Genomic DNA, 21,178 nt, shown 5'->3' with positions numbered 1-21,178 from the left:
TGAAAAACGTCCTTTGTTATGGGGGGAGGATTTCGCAATAGGCGACGCCCCACAACATAACAGATTGGACCCTGTTTTGTCTCGGTTCGTGACGGGAACTGAAAAAAGAAGCCTCCGAGCCCCGTCAGCCCGGCCCCGGACTTCCGGATCAGGCCTCGGTCCCATCACTGGCCGCTTCGAAGCTCTGGACCCATTCCGCCATCTTTTCCCGGATCGCCTCCAGCGTTTCGTAGGAGATCTCGGGAAGTTTTCCGCCCCAGGCCTCTTCGGCCTGGCGGAAGCCCTCTTCCACGCCGGTCATGATCGCCTCGAAACGCCCCGGATCGCCTCCGGCCAGACCGACCGCGAAATCGACAACCCGGTCAGCTGTCTGCTCGACCCCGAAAAAGCCGTCTTCGGCGACGAGGTCCTGCGCCTCCTCCGGCGTCAGTTCAGTCAGTTCGGTTTCAACCCCCTCGATGCTGACCTGGGACGACACCCCCTGCTTCTCCAGGGTGGTCGCGAAGAATTCCTTCAGGATCTCCAGCTGGGCGTCAAAAGTAAGGGCGGTCCCGACCGGCTGGTAAGTAACGGCCTGGGCTTCCTCCCCCGCCAGCGATACCCGGTCGCCGGCACCCGCCGTCTTGTCAAGTTGCTGCGGATCTTTCGGTCCCTGTTGATCCTTGTTGAAATCGATTTTTTGTCCCGATAAAACCTGGCTGTTGATTCCCTTCAACATGAGCCTCTCCTTTTCCCTCCGTGGGGAGATTGACGGTCCGATTTGCCTGGACAAGGAACTCCATCTCACTTATCGGCAGGGAGTCGGATAAGCTTTAGAAGGACCGCCTTCGGATGGCTCGAAAAATTGCCGGAACAGGGCCGGCCTTCAGCCAAAGGCCCCAGTCCAATAGGCAATTGGACACGGATCAAATCTGATGACATCCGATTTTAAATACCGGGGCCTGGAGCTGAAAGGAGTCTTTGGGGATTTTAGCTGTCAGGTTTTCTTCAGGAGTTTTCGGAGGGCTGGAACCGGTACCCCACCCCGTGCACCGTGAGCAGGGACTGCGGAGAGGCCGGGTCCGGTTCGATCTTCTTGCGCAACTGGGCGACGTGCTGATCGAGGGTTCTCGTCGTGCCGAAATAGTCGACGCCCCAGGCTGCATTGAGCAGATCGTTGCGGGAGAGGACCTCATTCGGCCGCGCATGGAAGATTTCCAGCAGCTTCATTTCCCGGGAGGTCAGGCGGTGCGATCGCTCGCCGACCGTAACCTGGTAGGTCTTGCGGTCGACCAGGGCCCGGCCGACCCGGAAGATGTCCGGACAGCCCGCTGCCGGCTCGGGCCGGTGGTTCCGCGAACGGCGCAGCACGGCGGCAATCCGCGCCCGCAGCTCGTGCAGGCCGAAGGGCTTGGTGACATAATCGTCGGCGCCGAGCTCGAGCCCGACCACCTTGTCGACCTCCTCCCCCTTGGCCGTCAGCATGATAATCGGAGTGCGGCTGTCACTTTTCCGGATTTCGCGGCAGACATCGTAGCCGCTCATCTCCGGCATCATCACATCGAGCAGAACCAGGTCGGGCCCCTCCCGGCGGAAACAGTCCAGGGCCTGCNGGCCTGCCGGCCGTCCCCGGCGGGAAAGACCTCGTAGCCTTCGCCCTCGAGCAGGTCGATCAGCCCCTGGCGCAGGTCGGCGTCGTCTTCGGCGATCAGAACACGGATACTCATCGGTCGCTCCTTGCCGGCAGGGTCAGCTCAAAACAACAGCCGCCGCCGGTATTCGGGCAGAAGGACAGGGATCCTCCGAGCCCCTCGGCGAGCTGGCGGGCGATGCTGAGGCCGAGTCCGCTCCCCTGCTGCCGGGCGGTGAGGGACGCATCGACACGGTGGAACTTGTCGAATATCCGACCGCGATGACCGGCCGGAATGCCGGGCCCATCATCCTTGAAGCGGACGACGGGCCCGCCTTTTTGCTGCTGCAGTTCCACCGTCAGGCTCTTGCCCTCTGCGGCATACTTGATGGCGTTGTCGACCAGGTTGAGGACGATCTGCTCCAGGGCGTCGCGGTCGCTCTCGATGGGAGCCACAGCGGCGTCGACCTCCCGGATCAGTTGCATGCCTGCATCCTCAAGGCGCACCTGTTGGCTGTCGAGCAGTTCGTGCAGCAGAGAAGGAAGGGCGATCTCCTCTTTTGCAAACGCCTTGCGTCCCTGTTCGAGGCGGCTGAAATCGAGCACGTTGTTCACCAGCCGGGTCAGGCGCTGGCTCTCGCGGATGATCGTCCGCAGGTAGCTCTGCTGTCTGCCGGCGTCCTCGATCCGTTTTTCTCCGAGCATTTCGGCGTACATGCGGATCGTGGTGAGGGGGGTTTTCAGTTCGTGGGAGACATTGGAGACGAAAGAGGTCTTCTGCCTCGCGTCGACCTGGTTACGATGGGCCTGCCAGAGCAGCAGCGAGCCGCCGAGGAGGATGGCGACGACAAAGGTGCCGACCAGCAGCGATGAGATCAGCAGGAAGCCGGTCCCAGACCTGCCGCCATCGGCGTTCGGGTAGGCGGTGACCATCCAGTGGGGCAGGCTGGCGACGGAGGCGGCGGCCAGAGGCCGGCTGTCGGCCGAAATTTCGAGCGGCCCGACCTGGTGGAAGATATCGCCGTTGCCGTCGATCAGGGCAATGGTCTCGCCGTAGGGCGCATCGGGCGGAAAGTTGCCCAGCAGGCGGCTCAGCAGGGCCATCATCTCGACTTCGAATCCGATCCGTCGTGAACCTCCATCGGTCTCGTACCAGCCGAGCAGGTGCAGGCGGTTGTCGGCAAACCACGGCCGCCAGCCGCTCGCTCCGATCGCCGCCCCCGCCAGCCCCGCCCCCGGCGCCCCCGCCAGCCCCGCCCCCGGCGCCGCCGCACGGTCCGCCGAAGCCTCCGACGCGATCGGGGCCTGCTTGGCAAGCTGGCGCAGCTCCCTGCGCTCCAGCAGGATGCTGCTGGCCATATCTTCACTCGCAGCGCCGCGTGAATCGTCCGGAGGCGCCTGCCAGGCGGCCTGGTCGGCGAAGAGGGGAAGGTAACGCCGGATGAAATCGGCCTCCTCGTCGCTCGAGGGCATTTCCGGGTCTGGATAGCGCAGGCCCCGTCCCCCCTCCCAGACGAAGACATTGCGGACAAGGGGGTTGCCGCGCTTCCAGTCTTCGAGCAGGTCGGTTTGCCGCAAAATGCCGCCCTGCGGCAGGCCGCGCAGGGTTTCGACCAGGCCGTCCTTGACCTCGGCGACCGCCAGGTCGATATTGCCGGCAATCGCCGAGATCCGGTCCCGCGCCGTCGCCCGCGCGCTCCTTTCTAGGCGGTCCTCCTCGCCCTTGAGCAGGTAGAGGGCGCCGATGCCCAAAAGGAGCGTCGGTATCAGCAGGAGCAGCCAGGTTGTGATCAGTCGGAATCGGGTCATGGTATTCAGATTGAGGGTGGAGGACTGCATAACAGCAGCACCGCCCCGTTAAGGGTTTCGCTTCGTCGGTCCGTCACGCTGCCTTCCCACGAAGCGCCGCCGAAAACAACCGGCAGCAACGGCCACATGGACGACCGAATCCCGGCGACAGAAATGCCCCCCGCAGGGGAAGCCATTTTTTGCTTACTTTTTGTTGGCTCGGACAAAAAGTAAGGCGTCAGGCGGGACGCGACCCGCCGGTTGCGCATATAGCATTCAGGTCAGGGATGCAATTTTCTGAAACATGAACTAAATCGGCCTCACGCTCGTTCGCTTCCGCTCACTAAAGCCGCAAAGACGCAAAGGAGACCCTTTCATACTTCATCGTGGTTCTTCTTGGCGCTGACAGGTGGGTTAAGGGGAGCGTATCCACCTGTCAAAATCGGCCTCACGCCCGTTAGCATCCGCTCTCTCAAGTCCGCAAAGTCCGCGAAGTGTACCTGAGGGGACAGGCACCTGGCAGAGCCAGTCCCCTTCGGAACGAGGTGCGTACCCAGAAAAGAGAAACAGCCCGGGGCAGGCCTCCCCTGCCCCGGGCATCATACCATCAATAATCCTTCTGCTGTTTCCGGACCTTGTAGCTTTCCGACCGGATCGATTTTTTCTCCGCAGGGGCAAGGGGCGCCGGGGCGGCAAAGGTGGCGGCGTCCTCTTCGAGGGCCCCTTCCGCTTCCTGGGCGATGTCATCGAACCCGAGGTTCTGGCTCCGGAGGGAGATTTCGTCGCTCTTCTCTTTCAGCTGCCGCACCGCCTCGTCCTTGCGGCCGGCGTTGTAGAGGTCGAGGGCCTTGTCGCGGGCTTCGGCCATCTCGTTCTCGACCAGGGACTTCTGCACGGTCTTGCTGGCGGAGCGGCGGACATCCTCCTGGCGTTTCGAGAAGCGGACCTGGGCGACCGCCACCGACCTTTCCTTCTTGTTTGTCAGGGCGTTTTCATAGGAGCAGCGGGCGTCGGCGATTTTCTGTGTCTCGTCTGCCCGGCCCGGTTCGACCATCACTTCGATCAAGGCGTACTTTTCCTGCCCCCCGTAGAGCTGGTTGAGGTGGATTTCCACCCGGTTGCCGCGGATACGCCCCTCGCGGCCGATAATTCGGATCGGGCGGACACCCTTCGGGCAGTCGATTTCGATAACGACCTTGCGGGCGGCCACAGAGAGGACGTCGCCGAGTTCCGCGGCAAAGATCCGGGGCAGGTCGCGGCTCGACTCGACGAAGTAGTGGTTGCCGTCGCTGCGGTCGGCCAGCTGGGTCATCAGGTCCTCGTTGAAATCGTTGCCGATGCCGATGGTGGTGACCGAGATCCCCTCCTTGATCAGCGCGGCACCGAGGCGGGCCAGGTCGGCCGGAGAACTCGGCCCGACGTTGGCCAGACCGTCGGAGAGGAGTACGACCCGATGGACATAGGGCCGATAGAGGTTCTTCCGCACTTCGGCCGCCCCCTGGCTGACGGCGCCGTAAAGGGCCGTATTGCCTCCGGGGCCGATGCTGCGGATGCGAGCCTCGATCCATTCGACGTTGGCAGCGCTCTGCGGCGGGACGAGGGTCTTGACGTTGTGGTCGTAGACGACGAGGGAGAAGATATCCTGCGGGCCGAGACGCCGCAGGGCGGTGATCGCCGCCTCCCGCGCCTTGGCGATCTTGTTGCCCGACATCGAACCGGAGCGGTCGAGGACCAGGGTCAGGTTGACCGGCGGGCGGGAGACTTCGAGCGGGATGACCGGGACATCGAGGCTCACCTTTATGACCGCCTTCTGCGACAGGCCGGCCGGCAAGACGGTGCGGTCCAGCGACAGGTCGCACTCGACCAGCGGCGCGGCAAGAGCCGGCGCAGTCAGGAGCAAAGTGGCGAGAACCAGGAGCGGGGCCAGAATTCTTTGCGTCGTTTTCATGATTTGTCCTCCTCTGTTTCGACGTGAGTTGTCAATCACCGGGGTCTCTCTTGTTGCCCCCAGTAGATCACTCGTTCGTCTTTACGTCGTCATGGGGAGGTCAATGATTTGTAAAAGATTTGTCATGGATTGGTGGTTGTGCAGCCTGTCCCCGGGCGCAATACTGCCCCGGAAAGAACCCTCTCGGCTCCGGGGCGACAGGGTGGAAAAACTCCTTTGCCGGGACGGGTTCTTCGGGGGAGCTGGAGACAGGCGTCGGTTCAGCCGATCGCGGGCACGCCGCTGCCGATCAGGTCGAGGGTTTTTTCCAGTTCGAAATAGACCAGGAACTTCGGGCCTTTCGCCTCGTCTTCCTCGGGCGTCAGAGAGCGTCGGGTCATTTTCCGGATCAGCTCCGGGTCGGCGTCTTCACGAACCTTTTTCAGAAAAAGCCGGATNCCCCTGTAGCCGGGTCCGTCTTCGACAAAGAGGTAGGCCGCGTAGGGGTTTTCGGTCAGGTTCTTGTGGGTCAGCCGGTCGCGCATGATGAAAGCGAGGGTGCCGTCGTCCATGACGTGGGGTTTGGCATAGATGGCCGCGTCCACCCTTCCCTCCCCGTCGGCCGTCGACAGTACGCCCTTGCCGGAGGATGTCTCGAAATAGGCTTTCATTTCCATGGTGGTCTCCTTGATCTCTGTGGAGAGGTTTGGCGGGAGGTGGTAGCAGTTGCTGAGGGAACCCGCCAGTCAAAATCGGCCTCGCGCCCGTTCGCGTCCGCTCACTCAAGTCCGCAAAGTAAAAGGTTGAGCCTCGGGGTTTTTGTCCTCCCTGGCGGCCTTTGCGTGACACGGGGCCTGGTTTCGCAGCCGACCGTCCGTTTCATCATTAATACTAGCAGGTAAAGAGAAGGGGACGGTGTCCTGGGGTTGGTTGAAATGCGCCATTCCCTGTTCTGGATCGGCAACCTTCCGGCTACTCCGGTGTAAAGGTCACTCTCCGATAAGACCGGGAAAGCTCCAGCAGGGCGGGTTCGATGTCGGCGGGGTCGGCAGCGTCCCCCTTGGCGCGGACCGTCTCGACGATGCCGCCGAGCCGGGTTTGGAAGAGGTCCGTGTATTCCTGCTCCTCCGCGTCATCATACCCGGCGAAGATCTCGGTGATCGATTCGCTGACGGCGCTGTCAAACTTGTAATTGCGCAGGTGCATGCGCGCCAGGTAGTGGGCCGCGCTGGTGCTCGTTCCTGCCGCCAGGGCGGATTGGTAGACGGTGCCGTAGACCAGGGCGCCGGTGAAAACCAGCTGTTGTTCCGGTTCGTCGCCGATATCCGGAGGGTAAGGGATATATGCGCTGACCAGCGGCCAGACCTTGTTGAAAATCGCGGCGAAGGTGCGCCGCTTCCTGAATATTTCAAAAACGATCATGAGGGCTCCGGTGCCGCGGCGGCGAGACTATTCGTATCCCTGGTTCGCGCCGGGGGCCGGTTTCATCAAAGCGACCGCCAGCACGGCAAAGGGGCCGAGCAGCAGGCCGATGAAGAACCACAACACGTGATTTCGATTCTTTCCCTTGGCGAGAGAGGCTGCGGCAAAGCCGAAGACAACCCACAGGATGAGATATTCCATTGAATCTCCGTTCTTCCATTGCCATGGCAGGGGGAGCGAAAGAGAGGATACGACAACCGCTTCCGTGAAACCGCCCCGGGGCTCCTCTCGGTGGGGATATTCCATCAATATTCAGCAGCTTGGACAGATTGTCAAGACATGAATGCCAGCGCCCGGTGGCGCCCTGACCCGGAAGCCGCAATGTGGAAAGAGCGACCAGCCCCCAGGCGACCGGAAAGGCCACCCCGCCCAGCGGGGTGATCATCCCCAGCTGACGCCTCCCGGTCGGCACCATCAGGCAGAGGCTGCCCCCGAGGGTACCCTCGAGAATGCGTAAGACTCAACTCCTTGATTCCCGCCAACAGAATTGGAGCGTTTCATCCCCGGAAGTTCCAGATCGGGTAAAATGGAAGTGTACACACATCGCCTTCCCCGAAGGAAAGGAGGGGCGCATGCCCTGGAAATACAGCGAAAAAGTCCTCCGTCTCTTCACCGAAGCCGTGCAGGGCAAAGCCGGAACGCACATGGGGGAGATCGACCATCCCGACGGTTTCGGCGAGCACGGCTCCATCGTCTGCGGGGACGCCCTGCGGTTCTCCTTCCGGGTCGCCAGGCATCCGTCCGACCCCGCCCGGGACGTCATCACCGAGGCCCGTTACCTGACCTTCGGCTGCACATCGGCCATCGCCTCCTCCGAAGCCCTCTGTTCCCTGCTCGAAGCAGGAGCCAAAACGCCGATCGAAGCCCTGCAGGTGACCAACCGGGACCTGGTCGATTTCCTCGGCGGTCTTCCCGAGGAGAAGATCCACTGTTCCGTCATGGGAGCCGAGGCCCTGCAGAAGGCGGTCATCGACTGGTCTCGCAAACGGGGCGTCGACCTGACGGGGCTCCTCCCTCCGCAGGAGTTGGAGGGGGAAGAGGAAGGCCGGCTCGTCTGCAAATGCTTCTCCTTGACCGAGCCGTTCCTGCGCCGGAAAATCCGGGAGCTGGAGCTGCGCACCATCGAGGAGGTCACCAACGCCACCAAGGCCGGCGGCGCCTGCGGGTCGTGCCACTATGCCCCGGGAGGCCTGCAGGATCTCCTGGGCGAGATCTGGGGCGAGGCGCCGGCGGCAGAGCCTCCACCGGCGGCAGAGGGAGCGCCGGGGGCCGACCGAGTGTCGCCCTACCGGCTCGGCAAGGCCGTCGAGGCGGCGATCGACGAGCACATTCGCCCTTCCCTCAAAGCCGAGGGGGGGGACATCGAGCTCATCGACATCAAGGAGAACCTGGTCTACTGCCGCCTGGCCGGCGCCTGCGAGGCGTGCCACGGGGCGCAGCAGACCCTGCGGCTGCTGGTCGAAAGCCGGCTGAAAGACAGGGTGGACGACCGGCTCCGGGTCATCGAGGTCTAGGCCATGAAGACGATCTATGTCGACAACAACGCGACGACCGCCGTCGCCCCCGAGGTGCTGGAGGTGATGCAGCCCTACCTCACGGCGGAGTATTTCAACCCCAGCTCCATGTACGAGGCGGCCCGCTCCCCGGCCGAGGCGATCGCCAGGGCCCGGGCAACGGTCGCCCGTTGCCTCGGCGGCGTCGACCCCGAGCAGATCCTCTTTACCGGCTCGGCCACCGAGAGCAACAACACCGCCCTCTTCGGAACGGTGCAGGCCAACCCGGAGAAGCGACACATCGTCACCACCGCCGTCGAGCACCCATCGGTCCTCGAGGTCGCCAAGGAGCTGGCGCGCCGCGGCCAGGACGTCACCTTCCTGCCTGTGAACCGGCAGGGAGAGCTGCCGATGGAGGAGTACGTCAGAGCCCTGCGCAAGGAGACCCTCATCGTGAGCATCATGATGGCCAACAACGAGACGGGGGTCATCTACCCGGTAGCCGAACTCGCGCGCATCGCCAAGGAGACGAGCGCCGAGATCGTCTTTCACACCGACGCTACCCAGGCGATCGGCAAGATCCCCGTCGACCTGAAGACCGACCTGCGCCACGTCGATCTCCTCTCCTTCTCCGGGCACAAGATCCACGCCCCCAAGGGGGTCGGGGCGGTCTTCGTCCGGCGGGGGACCCGCTGGCGTCCCTTCATGATCGGGGGGCACCAGGAGCGGGGACGGCGGGCGGGGACCGAGAACGTCCCCTACATCGTCGGGCTGGCCAAGGCGTGCGAACTCGCCGTCGCCACCGTGGAGGAGGAGNCCGCCTCCAGAGCACCCTGGTGGCGAAGATCCCGGCCCTCGAGATCAACGGCAGGGAGGCGGAGCGCCTGCCCAACACCCTGAACCTGGCGCTCCACGGCGTCGAGGGCGAGGCGATCCTCTACGAGCTGAGCCGCCAGGGCATCTGCGCCTCCAGCGGCTCGGCCTGCACCTCCGGCTCCCTCGACCCCTCCCACGTCCTTCAGGCGATGGAGGTCCCCTTCACCGCCATCCACGGCTCCCTGCGGATCAGCCTCAGCCGCTACACCGAGGAGGCCGAGGTCGAGCGGATCATCGAGGTCCTCCCCCCGATCGTCGCCAGCCTGCGCCGCCTCTCGCCCTTCTGGGATGACAAGCGAAACTGCCTGAAGGTTTAGCCGGACCCTGGTCGATTCCCGCCCCACCCGGAACCGGAGGGGCGGCCAAGGCAAAGGGGACGGAAATGCATCCGCCCCCTTCGATGTGCCGGCTTTTGGTCCTCTAGCGGGGATTGACCCCGAGGGCCTTGATGGTCGCGACGTTGAGATACTGATCCATGGGCAGGCTCTTCGCCTTCTGGAAGGCGTGGACCGCCGCCATCGTTTCCGACCCGATAACGCCGTCGATGGGGCCGGGGTCGTGTCCCGCGTTGAGCAGGGCTCTCTGGATGTCCTCGATGCGATCCCTTGTCATGTTCGTATCGCAGAGGATCGAGCGCCATTCCATGCGTCCCTCCGATACGAGCTGTTTTTTGCTGACGGTCTGCCATTCCTCGGGAACTGGGATCCGTTTTTCGGTCGGCGGAGTGACCATCTTGGTGACTTCGATGGTTTTGTATTTTGCGGGGATGGTCACCGTCTTTGTGGTCGGGGGCGTCTTCATGACCCGTTTTTTGACGGTTTTGAATACGGCGGGCACTTCCGTCACCTGTGTCGTCGCGGGGGATTTCAGAACCTGCTTGGTCACGACCTTGTATTGAGCGGGAACCTCTACAAGGCACATGATATCCCCGGTGGCCTGGTCGATCCTCTGCACGGGGCCGGTCCCCTTTTTCCACTCCGAATGGGCCTCCCTGACGAGCACCTTTTCTGAAACCTTTTCATAGACGGCCGGGACCTCGACGATTTTTTTCGCGGCCGGTTTCAGCATCACGGTCTCTTCTTCGAAGCCGAAGGTCGCGGGAACGACTTCGAGCTTCTGGACTTCGGCCTCCACCAGGACTTTTTCCAGGACTTTTTCGTATTTCGCCGGGATCACCTCGATCCTCTCGGACGCCTGGCGTTTCAAAACCTTCTCGGTAACCGTTTCGTACTGAGGAGGAACGGCCACCTTGGCGAAACATTCGCCGGTGCTGGCGTCCGGCGGCAGCGCAGAACCCACTTTCGAAACGCCGCTCTGACCGGCCTGCCGTCCCAGGTCCGCGAGACCCTTCTGGTATTCCCGCGCCTCGTCTCCCGTCAACTGCGACTCCTTCAGTTTTTCGTCCACCTGGGCCCTTAACTGGTTCAACTCGTTCTCGCGGGACGAGAGGCTCTGCTGCAGCTTGTTCAGCTCGCTTTCCCTGGCCTCGACCTGGGCCAGGCGGGCTTCGACATCCTCCATGCCAGAAGACGTCATCTCTTCTGCCGGGGTAGAAGAGAGGAGTTTCTTGGCCGCTGTCCTGGTTTCTTCTACCTGGGCGGTTTTCACCTGTTCCTGATCGCATCCCGACAGAAGGGTCAGGCCAAACAAGCCGAGAGCGATAAGGAGAGCCGTTGCCGTTCCGGTGTTCCGTGCGCGCATCCTATTAATGAACCTTCTCCTTTCAACCTGTGCTTTCCACCGCCACCGGTGGAACAGAAAATCGCCAGATCGTTTGCGTTGGTCCCATTCAATCGTTCCTTTCGCGTTTGTCAACCGCCCTCGCCTGACTTATTGGGGGACGGTGCAGAGGGGGATGATCAAAGGTTGCGAGAACGGGTGAAACTAAGGGCGCAGCCCGTGAACATGCGATCTGCGGCGATGGCAATGGGGAGAAAGCAACGGTCAGAAAATACGGGTGGAGAGGGTCGGGAATAAGCGGCGGCACATCGAGTGGGCGGTGAGGACCGGGGTCGGGAGGATCAGGAAGGTCGTTGAACTGTCCATCCCCCCCGCAGAGATTTGATGCAGGCCACCGGAAGGGTCCATGTGAGCCCGGCAAGGCATACGGGGCGCGCAACCAGGAGCGCAACCTGGTGGTTAGCTTCTGCCCTCACCCTTTCAACTTCCAACTTCTTACTTCCGGCTTCTGCTCAATAAGATTTTCTGAAACCGGTCTTATGGCATTTCGGGCAGGGGGGAATGCGGCCGGTTTTTTTCATGTGCATTTCGGCGCCGCACTCCTTGCAGGTCAGGGTGCCGGCGCTGGTCACCTCGCCGGTCTGGAACTGAAGGCCCTGTTCCGTCTTTTCGGCCAGCTCCCCCAGGGCGTCGGCGGCGCTGGTCAGAATCCGGGCAATGATGCTCTGGGCCCCGGCGGCCACCCGTTGGGGGTTGACCGTCTTTTTGATGGCCTCGGTGGCCTTGCCGGCGTTCTCGATCACGTCCCGCTGGACGTAGGAGCCGATCTTGTCGAGCTGTTCGCCGGAAAACTCACCGGCTTTCTGCATCTCGTCCTTGGCTTTTTTCAGCGCCTCGTCGAGGGTCTTCTTCCCCTCTTCCAGGAGTTCCGCGGTGCGGCCGGCGAGCTTTTCGTACAGGCCGACTTCCTGTTGTTCTTTGTTGTTGTCGTTGTTCTCGGTCATGGGGTCCCTCCCTCTTCCTTGAAAGCATTCGTCGAATTGTCCGCTGGAATCATCCTAAGTCTATAGATATTTTATCAAAAATTGACTGGAAGTCATTATGGGGATCATGCCGGGGAAGGGACGGCAAAGGAGAGCCGCAGGATTAATGACCCTCAAAACTGCTCCCTTGAATATTCCGCGCACTGCTCAACCAATCCTGATGTCATACCCGCTCCAGAGGCCACCGGATGCGGCGACCCTTTCGGCAAGCCCCCCCTCGTCGAAGCGGCCGTAGGCCTGGGAATCGTCATAGAGTTCCAGGACCTTACCCTCCACTTCGGCCCGGTACCTTCCGCCGCCGGTCACGGCAAGATCGGGGGAATCGACCTCGAGCTTCTCTTCGGTCACCCACCGGTGTGCGATGGCGTTCTCCTGCAGAAAGCGGGCGAGGATCTGGTTGTGATAGCGGTGGACTTCGGCGGGGGCGAAAAGGAGATGTTCCCGCCCCCTCCAGACGATCTGCAGGAACTTCCCCTCCTCTTCCGCCGGCAGCCCCGTCTCTGCCGGGGCGGGATATCTCAGGATAGCGGTCGTCGCCATCTGCTCCACCTCCTCACCAGCGCTTCATTTCACATAATCGAGCTTTTTCCTGGCTTTGACCAGGCGGCCGTAGTCCCGCACCCAGTCTGATTCTGCCGGTGACAAGGGTCCCTGCTGCAGGGTCGCGAAGTTCTGCTTGAGTTGCTCGCGGTTGCCGGGGCCGGTCAGCACCAGGTGGACGTGGGGATTGGTGAGGACGAAACGATAGCAGAGCTGGGGCGTCAACGGCGGCACGGCGAGCGGTTCCGCTCCCGGCCAGGGCGGCATGTCGACCCCTTGCAGCGGCCGGGTCAGCTGCTGCCAGGCCAGCGCTGTATAGCTGACGACGGCCGGGTTGCGCTTGGCGAGATGGGGGAAGATGTCCTCTTCCGCGCCGGGGTGTTTGGCGTTGTAGCGGATCATAAAGAGGTCGATCTCGGAGTCGAGGGCCAGCCGGCCGGCGCGCCGGCGGTCGTGAATGCTGGTGCCGATCGCCCGGATCTTGCCCTCCTCCTTCAGCCGCAGCAGGGTGTCGACCACCCCCTTGCGGTAGCCGGACATCTTGCCCAACCAGCTCAGCTTGAAGACGTCGAGGTAGTCGGTCTCCAATTTGCGCAGGGCGCCCTCGACGCTCTGCCGCACCTGCCAGCCGAAGGCCCCCCAGCCGAGCATGGCCACCACGTGTTTGTCCCGGTCTTGCCGGATGACCTCTTTGATCCCCTCGGTGACTTTCTTGAAGCTCGCCCCCCAGAGCCAGTAGTTGGCCCCCTGCTCCGCCGCCCAGACGATATCGGTGGGATCAAGGCCGTAGTTGCCGGCGATGCCCATGCGGCAGACGGGTTTGTCGATGGTGGGGAGGATGGTGGAAGAGAAGTCCTTAGGCTGTTCTTCCGTGCCTGGGGTCATGTGGGCACCTCTTGGCTTTCAACCGGATTGATTGTTTGGTTGAGGGATGAGATGGGGTAAGTGATGAGCCTTGGCGCTAGCAGTTCGGGTTATGAACTACTTTGGCAAAAAGTTGGAGATTGTCAAAGATAAGTAAACTGTCCCCGGAACTTCCCTGACCCTCCAACCCAGGGTTTCCCCCCCGGCCCTCATGGATCTCTACCCCCAAAAGATATTTCGTCTGGGAAAAGGCTGCCAAATAAGTTGCAGAAACTGCCACATTCTGGCATGCTAAGCGGTCAAGAAGATAAAGTTTTTTGGGCCCCCTTGGGGGAAGAGTGGAAGGATCAGGGTTATTTATGGATGTTTCTGGATTTGCTGCCCAAATGAATGAAAAAGGGGTGAAGCTTGGTGTTTCTAAAAGAGTTCTCTCACTCTTTTCTGGATGTGGGGGAATGGATCTAGGGCTGGAAGGTGGATTTGAGGTTTTGGAAGCTTCTGTTAACCAAGAAGTCAACCCTGAATTTTTCGAAGAGAGAACACGCGATGGGTGGGTCAGGCTCAAGGGGACAGGGTTTGAGACCGTTTTTGCAAATGATATTTTCGAAGCGGCACAAGTAGCTTGGCAGCACCATTTTAGTCACAGGTCGAATAGGGTATCAGAATATTCAGGTATGAGCATTGTTGATCTTGTGAAAAAGGCCAAGGTTGAAAATGTTTTTCCCGAAAATATAGATATTGTTACAGGGGGATTCCCTTGTCAAGACTTTAGTATTGCCGGAAAGAGAAAAGGATTTGACTCCCATAAGTGTCATAAGGGCAACCTTATTGACATTAACAATGTCGCTACCCAAGAAAACAGGGGCATGCTCTATACTTGGATGAAAGAAGTAGTCCGCCTTGTTAAACCCAAAGTTTTCATTGCTGAAAATGTAAAAGGCTTAATTACTTTAGAAAATGTCAAAGAAGTCATAGCAAGGGATTTCGAAGGAGTTGGTGGTGGGTATTTTGTGTTCGCTAAGCTATTAAAGGCAATGGAATTTGGGGTGCCGCAAACAAGAGAGAGAATAATATTTATAGGGCTCAGAAAAGACAGCCTTAGGTTAGAAGCTAATTCGTTGCTTGAGAGCGGATGTTTGCCAATTCATCTCGACCCCTTTCCCATTCCGACCCATTGCAACAAAGAAGCAATTCCTAAGGACTTGAAGCCAATAGTTACTACCGGACAAGCATTGGCTGGACTTAAGGAGCCAGGTGATTCTGTCGATGATTTGTCTCAGTACCATTACTCGAAGGCTAAATGGATGGGCAATCACTGTCAGGGGCAAAAAGAAATTGACTTAGATGGTCCTGGCCCTACCATCAGGTCTGAACATCATGGAAATATTGAGTTCCGTCGGTTATCCGCTCAACATGGTGGTCGCTATTCTGACGAGTTAACGAAAGGGTTTGGAGAACGGCGATTAACTTTAAGGGAATGCGCAAGGATACAGACATTTCCTGATGATTTTCAGTTTGTTATACAAAATTCTGATGGGGGAAGAGGGTATGAGCTCAATCCCACAAATGGCTACAAAGTCATTGGCAATGCCGTGCCCCCATTGTTAGCTTACCACTTGGCATATAGGCTCAAGCGTATATGGAAAGATTTATTCGAATAGGTAATTTTTAGTTTCAGTTATTAAAAAGGTCTTTTAATGCCCAAGAGAGATCCTGCTATAACAAGTAAAATAATGCGGGCTATCAAAAGTAAATGTACCAAACCAGAGAGAGAGCTAGGTGCCGCAATGTGGCGACTTGGCTTGCGTTACAGAAAACACTATCCTGTTAAAGGAAAACCAGATTTTGTTTTTATAAGGACCAAAATTGCTGTATTTTGTGACGGAGATTTTTGGCATGGCAACAACTGGCGACTTAGAGGGTTGAGCAGTATTGATGAAGAGTTGCTTGGTTATGATTCCTATTGGCAACACAAAATACGAAGAAACATCCAGAGAGATACCGAAGTAACTGCATGCTTAGAGGAGGATGGATGGACAGTAATAAGACTCTGGGAAAGTCAAATCAAGGAGTCGCCATTAGGTTGTGCGAAGCTCGTTAAAAAGGAGCATGACAAAAGAAAGAGCATTAGTCGATGATTGGAAAAGTTCGCAAAAATGGATATTATAAAGACTGCCAACCTATGATTATTATTCTGATTAGAGGTCAAAGCGAAATCATTCCTTACAAACATAAGGAGAGGGTTAACATTGACATAATAGTCGGAGATAGAAAATTTATTGCGGGGGTAAGATATCAAGATTGGACTGATGATATAAAAATATGTCAAGACTTGGTCGACAAAGAAGGTAATGAATTTAGATTGGTTGATATTTTAAAGATTTATGGAATTACATATAATTATTCTATCCGTTTAAAGACCGAAGGAAATAGGTTGGCGATTCTCGGAAAGGTTTAAAGTTGCCAAGCTTGGAATGATCCTGTTTGAACGTTAGAAGTAAAATTTTCTCCAACTCTCCAACTCTCCAACTCTCCAACTCTCCAACTCTCCAACTCTCCAACTCTCCAACTCTCCAACTCTCCAACTCTCCAACTCTCCAACTCTCCGGGCCAAGAAGTCAAGCTTGGTCAGTGTTTTAAGTGTTGACATGTCTGAGACTTAATGAGACCATTATTTTAATGGTCACTGATTAGTCATTCTTTTAGCATCAGATTTCAATGGAGGCAGGATGAAGTTTTTGGATTTAGTCAATGATGTGGTGCAGAGAATTTCAGAGAGACCTGGATTTGAAAACTTAAGCGATAGAGAGTTTGAGGAAGTTGTTGTTGATGAACTTAAAAAGAATGCGAAAATTGACATAGAAAAGGTTGAATATCAACCAGGAAGTACAAGTTTCCCTGATATTAAATATGAGACTTACGGTATTGAAGTCAAAACATCTAAAAAGTCATGGACCTCCTTAGGTAATAGCATAATGGAGGGGACAAGAAGGGTTGGCGTTGAATCTATTTATGTTGTTTTTTTAAACAAAGATGCTTTGGAAATTAAGGTTGGAAAATATGAAGATTGTTTGTCAGATATTAAGGTAACCCATTCCCCACGGTATGAAATCAATATGGAATTGGGGGATTCGCCTAATGTTTTTGATAAAATAGAAGAGGATTATGAAGATTTTAGGGTAAGCAAAGACAAAGTTAAGACACTTAAGAAATATGTTTTGGAAAAAGGAGAAAAGGGGAGTTATCCTTGGTGGATAGATGAAGAGAGTGGTGTGACAAGCACCTCTTTTGAAATCAAAAATTTTGCCTCACTTTCGCCTTGTAAAAAAGAGTACTATAGGGTTGAGATAATGTGTTGTTTTCCAGAAACATTATCGGGGAATTATGGTGCGGCAGCTATTTATTTGTGTACAAAATATGGTTATTATAATAAATCCTTTAGGGATTTATTTTCATCGGGCGGGAGAGTTAATAAAGAATACCAAGGTAGATTTTTTGATTGCCCAGCAGCCGTGGGAAGGGCAATTGACAGTCTCGGCCAAATAAAAGATTTTTTTGAAAACAATCCAAAGTTAATTCTTGAAGCATGGGAGAAGGTTGAGCAGGATGAGTTTTTATTTGACAGGTGGATAAATTATGCCAGCGCAAGTTTTAGAAGTAAAGGGTTACAGATTTATGAAGGAGAAGAGCCAATCTCTCTTAGAGACTTATTTCTCTTGATGGATGAAAAAAAATAAGGGGCTGTCCTAGATAACTGAAAATTGTCTAGGATAGCGGTATGCGAAAAAGTCGTCTGAGTCAGGCCAAGCAAGACCGGCTCATCGAGCACTTTGTTTCGGGTTCTACGGCCCGTACGGCAGCCGCCTTGGTTGGGGTTCACCGCAACACGGCAGCCTACTATTTTCAACGGCTACCAGTGCCCCGAGGGTCAGGCCTTTAATGCTGGAAATTGTGCTCTTTGTAAGATTGCGGGGACATAAAACATAAAGATTGCGGGGACATAATACCTATTTCCATGTTGCTTAGAAAAAATCCGTATTATGAAATTTCGATGACAATCTACTCAATCCCTTATCGCCAACACCTTCCGACACTTCGGGAACCCAGGACACGCCCAAAACCACTGCCCGGCCTTCGGCCCTTTTTTGGCTTGCCGCTTGACCATCGGGACGTTGCAGGCAGGGCAGTTAGGCGCAGAGGGTTCCTCAGCCAACGCCGTTTTTTCGACTACAGGGGCAACCTCTTCTTCCGGCAGGGTCTCTACTTTCATCGACTGTTCAGGTGGAGGTGTCACATTCTCGTGCTCCGTCTTCTCCTCCACAACAGATTCCGGCGGGTCAACCTCTGCACCCTTCAATTCAAATTTATCGGTTAACTTCGCCCGGACTTCAGGAACCGCATACCCCTTGCGGGCAGGGAAGCGCAGAATAGGGACAGCGGCCGATGTGAGAGCACGGTCGACGAAATCGTCGCGGTCTGCCCGATCTTTTCGCCCGTGCGAAGAGTCATCCAACTCCACCGCACCGACCACAGCAAGGGAGTCTGGATGACAGAGAACAAAATCGACATGCTTTTGCTGAATACGGTTCCGAAGGCTGGTACGTCGGCCCTGTGGCAACCCCCTAGCCGGCTGGATCAAGTCCCCCAGTCGCACCTTGGAGAAGACCTTGAATTCACCCGAAATCGCTTGTTCCAACACTCCGAAGAAGGATCGCTCAGCCGGGCTCAACAACTCCTTGCGAGCATCAAAAGAAAATTCTTCACCTTTGCTAGTCGGCTGGCGCCCCTTCTGCGAGGTGATAACCGCCAAGGCAAAGACGACAATGAGAACAACCGCAACTAATGCGAACAGACCGCTTATCACTTCTAACTCCGCTTTTTAATACAAATCATAAAATATTGACCAAGTCCCGGGGGCAGCATACTTATCTCCCCACCCACCACTCCCAAACAAACTTCCCCACCGCCCCGAGCACCAACAACTCCAGAACAAAGAGCCAGAGAACAAACTTCTTCTTCCCCTTCCGCTCCCGAAGCTTCTCAGGCAGCAACCTCTCGAAGTCCCCGGACATATTCTCCCAGGCCTCTTTGAAGACGCTGTCCTGTTTCTTCTTCTGCTTAGCCATCGGTCATCCTGTCAAACGAAAAATGCCATCCCCCGCCCGAAAGCCGAAAAGGCCGAAGGATAGCGTTGCCCATCTTTGAGACCTTCGCGGCCTTAAGCGAGCAAAGCGAACGGGCGTGAGGCCGATTTCAGTTGTTGCTTCGGTTAATCAGATTCACCACCACCTTGACAATGGTCTCCCTCTCATCAGGACGGCTCTCCGCGATCAGCAGCGTGAGGGCCACCAGGGCATTGTCTGCCAGTCGCTTACTGCCATCGGCGCGGTAAAGGATACCGTTGGCTGCCAGATAGTAGATAAAAACAGCGGCGGCAATTCTCTTGTTCCCGTCAGTAAATGCGTGATTCTTGACAACGAAATACAGCAGGTTGCCGGCTTTCTCTTCGATGCTCGGGTAAACATCCTTGCCGTCAAAGGTCTGATAAATGGCACCGAGGGCGCTCTTGAACCCCTGGTCTTTCTCCAGACCGAAGAGCCCGTCAAATTCACCCTTCATCGACTGCACGATGGCGATTGCCTTATCGTATTGCAGGACAAACGAGGCCGGCCCGCTCGTTTCTTCTACCTCCAGGGTGCCATGGTCAAACCGATCGAGGGTCGCCAGGGCGTAGGCATAATCACTGATGACCCGCAGCAGTTCCTTGCCGGTCTCCGTCACAAGCTCCTGCGTAGTCAGAGTACGGGCAAGCAGGTCCACGGTTTGCTGAAGGTCCCGCAACTTGGCGGCCTCCTCGCGCAGGCGTTGCTCGTTGACCGTGTATCCCTTGACCAGATGGTCACGCAATACTTTTGTGGCCCATTGGCGGAACTGGGTGCCACGCCTGGACTTGACCCGGTAGCCGACGGAGATGATGACGTCGAGATTGTAGAATTGGACCTTGCGGCGAACCTGCCGATCACCTTCATTTTGAACTACCGAGGATTCCTCGGCAGTTGCTTCTCGAACCAGTTCTACCTCTTTGTACAGGTTGCGGATATGCAGACCTACAGTATCGCTATCCTTTTCAAACAACTCCGCCATCTGCCGCTGGGTCAACCAGACCGTCTCCCGGTCAAGATGAACCTGAAGCCCGGTTTGGCCATCGCTGGTTTGATAGATGACAATGTCGCTCATGGTCGCACTCCTAGCGCTTTGTTGTCTGTCATCGACTCATCAGAAACACCTCTCAAAACCGAGAGCCTTCCTTCGCGACCTTCGCAGACTTGAGCGAACGAAGCGAACGGGCCTGAGGCCGGTTTGGCCATGACCTTCCCGACCCTACATGAACATCACCAGGCTCACCGCCATCACCATCATCCCCATCACCAGCCCGTAGATCGAAAGATGATGCTCCCCGTACTTCTGCGCCGAGGGGAGGAGCTCGTCGAGGGAGATGAAGACCATGATCCCGGCGACCACGGCGAAGAGGACCCCCATCACCGTGTCGTTGAAAAAATTGTACAGAAGAGCGTAGCCGATCAGCGCCCCCACCGGCTCGGAGAGGCCGGAGAGGAAGGAGTAGTAGAAGGCCTTGCGCTTGCTGCCTGTGGCGTAATAGATGGGGACGGAGACGGAGATCCCCTCGGGGATGTTGTGGATGGCGATAGCCAGGGCGATGGAAATACCGACGGTGGGATCGGAGAGGGCGGCGGCGAAGGTCGCCAGCCCCTCGGGGAAGTTGTGGATGGCGATGGCCAGGGCGGTGAAGGTCCCCATGCGCAGCAGCTTGCGCTCGCGCTCGGTCGGCTGGGTCCCCTTCAAATCCTCGACCCCCTTCAGCTCGTGGGGGTTCTCGATGTTGGGGACGAGCTGGTCGATGAGGGCGATGAGGGCAATGCCGCCGAAAAAGGCGATGATGGTGAACCAGTTGCCCGGCTTCACCCCGTAGGCGGCGACGAGGGCGGTCTGGGCCTTGACGAAGATCTCGACCAGGGAGACGTAGATCATCACACCGGCGGAAAAGCCGAGGGAGAGGGAGAGGAACTTGGTGTTGGTCTGTTTCGCGAAAAAGGCAATGGCGCTGCCGATGCCGGTCGCAAGTCCGGCGAAGAGGGTCAGGCCAAAGGCGAAGAGGACATCGTTGGGCATGGCGAAGCACCTAGAATGACAGTAAAAAATAAACGCCCCTAATCTACTCCCATCCCGCCCGGCTGTCAATTCCTCTATTCAGATCAAACACTCGGGTCCCATAACAATTAACGAGAATAACAGCTTGTTCCAAAACCAAGACCCGTGTCTCACGCAAAGCCGCAAAGACGCAAATGGAGGCCAACCAAGTCAGTCTCCATGCTTCTCTTAGCGGCTTTGCGTCTTGGGTGAGCAACGCGAACGAGCGTGAGGGAAGAGACCGTAACAAGTGACTAGTGACGGGTGACGAGCAAGGAAGGAGAGTCTTTTCGGTTCACCGATCACGGTTCACGGATCAATGGTTTTCATTGCGACCTTTGCGACCATGAGTGAGCGACCGCGAACGAGCGTGAGGCCGGTTCTGATTGGCCCGACCAGAGCGCCCCCTGCACCTGCCCTTCGCCTTTAAGTCAGTCCCCCAGGTTTTCCTTTGCGTCTTTGCGTCTTAAGTGAGCAAAGCGAACGAGCGTGAGGCCGGTTTTGACTTCACCACCTTGAGCATCGCTTTGCTTCTGGACTGCCGCTCTTGATTCAGACCAATGCTTCTCTTTGCGTCTTGAGTGATGAAATGGTCTCCCCTCGCTACCTACTTCGGCGTCGATGCGCCATGATGGAGAGAGAGAAACTTTCCATCAACGAGGAGCGA

Annotated in this window: 21 protein-coding genes and 3 pseudogenes; 8 read left to right on the top strand and 16 right to left on the bottom strand. The window is 57.2% G+C overall.

Going from position 1 to position 21,178, the window contains the following annotated elements; all coding sequences use genetic code 11:
- Nucleotides 1–148: 148 nt before the first annotated feature.
- The 8 genes and pseudogenes from C0617_RS09520 to C0617_RS17115 form a co-directional block, all read right to left on the bottom strand.
- The gene (locus tag C0617_RS09520) at nucleotides 149–718 is read right to left on the bottom strand and encodes a hypothetical protein (protein ID WP_291316785.1); all 570 of its coding nucleotides are present in this window, start codon (nucleotides 716–718) and stop codon (nucleotides 149–151) included.
- 269 nt (nucleotides 719–987) lie between these two features.
- A complete protein-coding gene (locus C0617_RS09515; protein WP_291316788.1) occupies nucleotides 988–1,539 on the bottom strand; it encodes a response regulator transcription factor in 552 nt (183 codons plus the stop codon).
- A gap of 163 nt (nucleotides 1,540–1,702) precedes the next feature.
- Nucleotides 1,703–3,418 carry a HAMP domain-containing sensor histidine kinase gene (locus C0617_RS09510; protein WP_291316784.1) on the bottom strand — a complete coding sequence of 572 codons (1,716 nt, stop codon included), beginning with the start codon at nucleotides 3,416–3,418 and terminating at the stop codon, nucleotides 1,703–1,705.
- Between the two features lie 586 nt (nucleotides 3,419–4,004).
- Nucleotides 4,005–5,345 (bottom strand): VWA domain-containing protein, encoded by a 1,341-nt coding sequence (locus tag C0617_RS09505; protein ID WP_291316783.1) that lies wholly within the window; start codon nucleotides 5,343–5,345, stop codon nucleotides 4,005–4,007.
- A 438-nt stretch (nucleotides 5,346–5,783) separates the two neighbouring features.
- Nucleotides 5,784–5,995, bottom strand: a 212-nt coding sequence (locus tag C0617_RS09500; protein ID WP_291316787.1) for a pyridoxamine 5'-phosphate oxidase family protein, incomplete at its 3' end; no start/stop codon positions are given.
- A gap of 301 nt (nucleotides 5,996–6,296) precedes the next feature.
- Nucleotides 6,297–6,746, bottom strand: coding sequence for a hypothetical protein (locus C0617_RS09495; RefSeq protein ID WP_291316782.1), 450 nt, complete (start codon nucleotides 6,744–6,746; stop codon nucleotides 6,297–6,299).
- A gap of 27 nt (nucleotides 6,747–6,773) precedes the next feature.
- On the bottom strand, nucleotides 6,774–6,947 hold the full coding sequence (locus C0617_RS09490) for a hypothetical protein (RefSeq protein ID WP_291316781.1): 174 nt from the start codon (nucleotides 6,945–6,947) through the stop codon (nucleotides 6,774–6,776).
- Between the two features lie 190 nt (nucleotides 6,948–7,137).
- Nucleotides 7,138–7,236: pseudogene (locus C0617_RS17115) on the bottom strand (DUF423 domain-containing protein); the annotation flags it as partial.
- 142 nt (nucleotides 7,237–7,378) lie between these two features.
- Between C0617_RS17115 and C0617_RS09485 the strand changes: the two are divergent.
- From C0617_RS09485 to C0617_RS09475, 3 genes and pseudogenes are all read left to right on the top strand, one after another.
- Nucleotides 7,379–8,320 (top strand): iron-sulfur cluster assembly scaffold protein, encoded by a 942-nt coding sequence (locus C0617_RS09485; protein WP_291316780.1) that lies wholly within the window; start codon nucleotides 7,379–7,381, stop codon nucleotides 8,318–8,320.
- Nucleotides 8,321–8,323: 3 nt separating this feature from the next.
- Nucleotides 8,324–9,115: pseudogene (locus C0617_RS09480) on the top strand (aminotransferase class V-fold PLP-dependent enzyme); the annotation flags it as partial.
- 1 nt (nucleotide 9,116) lies between these two features.
- A partial coding sequence (locus tag C0617_RS09475; RefSeq protein WP_365889147.1) for an aminotransferase class V-fold PLP-dependent enzyme occupies nucleotides 9,117–9,492 on the top strand: 376 nt, incomplete at its 5' end.
- Nucleotides 9,493–9,595: 103 nt separating this feature from the next.
- On the opposite strand, the gene C0617_RS09470 is transcribed toward C0617_RS09475, so the two are convergent.
- The 4 genes from C0617_RS09470 to C0617_RS09455 all read right to left on the bottom strand — a co-directional run bounded on the left by C0617_RS09470 (nucleotide 9,596) and on the right by C0617_RS09455 (nucleotide 13,323).
- Nucleotides 9,596–10,876 (bottom strand): peptidoglycan-binding protein, encoded by a 1,281-nt coding sequence (locus tag C0617_RS09470; protein WP_291316779.1) that lies wholly within the window; start codon nucleotides 10,874–10,876, stop codon nucleotides 9,596–9,598.
- Between the two features lie 491 nt (nucleotides 10,877–11,367).
- Nucleotides 11,368–11,859: a hypothetical protein gene (locus C0617_RS09465; protein ID WP_291316778.1), complete on the bottom strand. Its 492-nt coding sequence runs from the start codon at nucleotides 11,857–11,859 to the stop codon at nucleotides 11,368–11,370.
- Between the two features lie 186 nt (nucleotides 11,860–12,045).
- Nucleotides 12,046–12,438 carry a hypothetical protein gene (locus C0617_RS09460; protein WP_291316777.1) on the bottom strand — a complete coding sequence of 131 codons (393 nt, stop codon included), beginning with the start codon at nucleotides 12,436–12,438 and terminating at the stop codon, nucleotides 12,046–12,048.
- Between the two features lie 24 nt (nucleotides 12,439–12,462).
- Nucleotides 12,463–13,323 (bottom strand): aldo/keto reductase, encoded by an 861-nt coding sequence (locus C0617_RS09455; RefSeq protein WP_291316776.1) that lies wholly within the window; start codon nucleotides 13,321–13,323, stop codon nucleotides 12,463–12,465.
- Between the two features lie 365 nt (nucleotides 13,324–13,688).
- On the opposite strand from C0617_RS09455, the gene dcm reads away from it, so the two are divergent.
- From dcm to C0617_RS09430, 5 genes and pseudogenes are all read left to right on the top strand, one after another.
- Entirely contained in the window at nucleotides 13,689–14,963 is a 1,275-nt protein-coding gene (gene dcm / locus C0617_RS09450) for a DNA (cytosine-5-)-methyltransferase (RefSeq protein WP_363324376.1), read from the top strand.
- Nucleotides 14,964–14,999: 36 nt separating this feature from the next.
- The gene (locus C0617_RS09445) at nucleotides 15,000–15,440 is read left to right on the top strand and encodes a very short patch repair endonuclease (RefSeq protein WP_291316774.1); all 441 of its coding nucleotides are present in this window, start codon (nucleotides 15,000–15,002) and stop codon (nucleotides 15,438–15,440) included.
- Nucleotides 15,437–15,760 carry a hypothetical protein gene (locus tag C0617_RS09440; protein ID WP_291316773.1) on the top strand — a complete coding sequence of 108 codons (324 nt, stop codon included), beginning with the start codon at nucleotides 15,437–15,439 and terminating at the stop codon, nucleotides 15,758–15,760. Before C0617_RS09445 ends, C0617_RS09440 begins: the two co-directional genes overlap by 4 nt.
- A gap of 271 nt (nucleotides 15,761–16,031) precedes the next feature.
- A complete protein-coding gene (locus C0617_RS09435) occupies nucleotides 16,032–17,039 on the top strand; it encodes a hypothetical protein (RefSeq protein ID WP_291316772.1) in 1,008 nt (335 codons plus the stop codon).
- A 41-nt stretch (nucleotides 17,040–17,080) separates the two neighbouring features.
- Nucleotides 17,081–17,215: pseudogene (locus C0617_RS09430) on the top strand (IS1595 family transposase); the annotation flags it as partial.
- Between the two features lie 150 nt (nucleotides 17,216–17,365).
- Here the strand turns inward: C0617_RS09430 and C0617_RS09425 are convergent.
- From C0617_RS09425 to zupT, 4 genes are all read right to left on the bottom strand, one after another.
- Nucleotides 17,366–18,166 carry a DUF2726 domain-containing protein gene (locus C0617_RS09425; protein WP_291316771.1) on the bottom strand — a complete coding sequence of 267 codons (801 nt, stop codon included), beginning with the start codon at nucleotides 18,164–18,166 and terminating at the stop codon, nucleotides 17,366–17,368.
- Between the two features lie 61 nt (nucleotides 18,167–18,227).
- Entirely contained in the window at nucleotides 18,228–18,428 is a 201-nt protein-coding gene (locus tag C0617_RS09420; protein WP_291316770.1) for a hypothetical protein, read from the bottom strand.
- Between the two features lie 127 nt (nucleotides 18,429–18,555).
- The gene (rhuM, locus tag C0617_RS09415; protein WP_291316769.1) at nucleotides 18,556–19,539 is read right to left on the bottom strand and encodes a RhuM family protein; all 984 of its coding nucleotides are present in this window, start codon (nucleotides 19,537–19,539) and stop codon (nucleotides 18,556–18,558) included.
- Between the two features lie 144 nt (nucleotides 19,540–19,683).
- Complete coding sequence (gene zupT / locus C0617_RS09410; protein ID WP_291316768.1) at nucleotides 19,684–20,493, bottom strand: zinc transporter ZupT; 810 nt, start codon at nucleotides 20,491–20,493, stop codon at nucleotides 19,684–19,686.
- Nucleotides 20,494–21,178: the final 685 nt, after the last annotated feature.

The organism is Desulfuromonas sp., from assembly GCF_002868845.1.
Classification (GTDB): domain Bacteria; phylum Desulfobacterota; class Desulfuromonadia; order Desulfuromonadales; family BM501; genus BM501.
This window is presented reverse-complemented; position numbering and strand designations above follow the sequence as displayed.

Coding starts and splice junctions, on each gene's coding strand:
- C0617_RS09520 (WP_291316785.1), bottom strand. CDS start 718: ATGTTGAAGGGAATCAACAGCCAGGTTTTATCGGGACAAAAAATCGAT.
- C0617_RS09510 (WP_291316784.1), bottom strand. CDS start 3,418: ATGACCCGATTCCGACTGATCACAACCTGGCTGCTCCTGCTGATACCG.
- C0617_RS09505 (WP_291316783.1), bottom strand. CDS start 5,345: ATGAAAACGACGCAAAGAATTCTGGCCCCGCTCCTGGTTCTCGCCACT.
- C0617_RS09495 (WP_291316782.1), bottom strand. CDS start 6,746: ATGATCGTTTTTGAAATATTCAGGAAGCGGCGCACCTTCGCCGCGATT.
- C0617_RS09490 (WP_291316781.1), bottom strand. CDS start 6,947: ATGGAATATCTCATCCTGTGGGTTGTCTTCGGCTTTGCCGCAGCCTCT.
- C0617_RS09485 (WP_291316780.1), top strand. CDS start 7,379: ATGCCCTGGAAATACAGCGAAAAAGTCCTCCGTCTCTTCACCGAAGCC.
- C0617_RS09470 (WP_291316779.1), bottom strand. CDS start 10,876: ATGCGCGCACGGAACACCGGAACGGCAACGGCTCTCCTTATCGCTCTC.
- C0617_RS09465 (WP_291316778.1), bottom strand. CDS start 11,859: ATGACCGAGAACAACGACAACAACAAAGAACAACAGGAAGTCGGCCTG.
- C0617_RS09460 (WP_291316777.1), bottom strand. CDS start 12,438: ATGGCGACGACCGCTATCCTGAGATATCCCGCCCCGGCAGAGACGGGG.
- C0617_RS09455 (WP_291316776.1), bottom strand. CDS start 13,323: ATGACCCCAGGCACGGAAGAACAGCCTAAGGACTTCTCTTCCACCATC.
- dcm (WP_363324376.1), top strand. CDS start 13,689: ATGAATGAAAAAGGGGTGAAGCTTGGTGTTTCTAAAAGAGTTCTCTCA.
- C0617_RS09445 (WP_291316774.1), top strand. CDS start 15,000: ATGCCCAAGAGAGATCCTGCTATAACAAGTAAAATAATGCGGGCTATC.
- C0617_RS09440 (WP_291316773.1), top strand. CDS start 15,437: ATGATTGGAAAAGTTCGCAAAAATGGATATTATAAAGACTGCCAACCT.
- C0617_RS09435 (WP_291316772.1), top strand. CDS start 16,032: ATGAAGTTTTTGGATTTAGTCAATGATGTGGTGCAGAGAATTTCAGAG.
- C0617_RS09420 (WP_291316770.1), bottom strand. CDS start 18,428: ATGGCTAAGCAGAAGAAGAAACAGGACAGCGTCTTCAAAGAGGCCTGG.
- rhuM (WP_291316769.1), bottom strand. CDS start 19,539: ATGAGCGACATTGTCATCTATCAAACCAGCGATGGCCAAACCGGGCTT.
- zupT (WP_291316768.1), bottom strand. CDS start 20,493: ATGCCCAACGATGTCCTCTTCGCCTTTGGCCTGACCCTCTTCGCCGGA.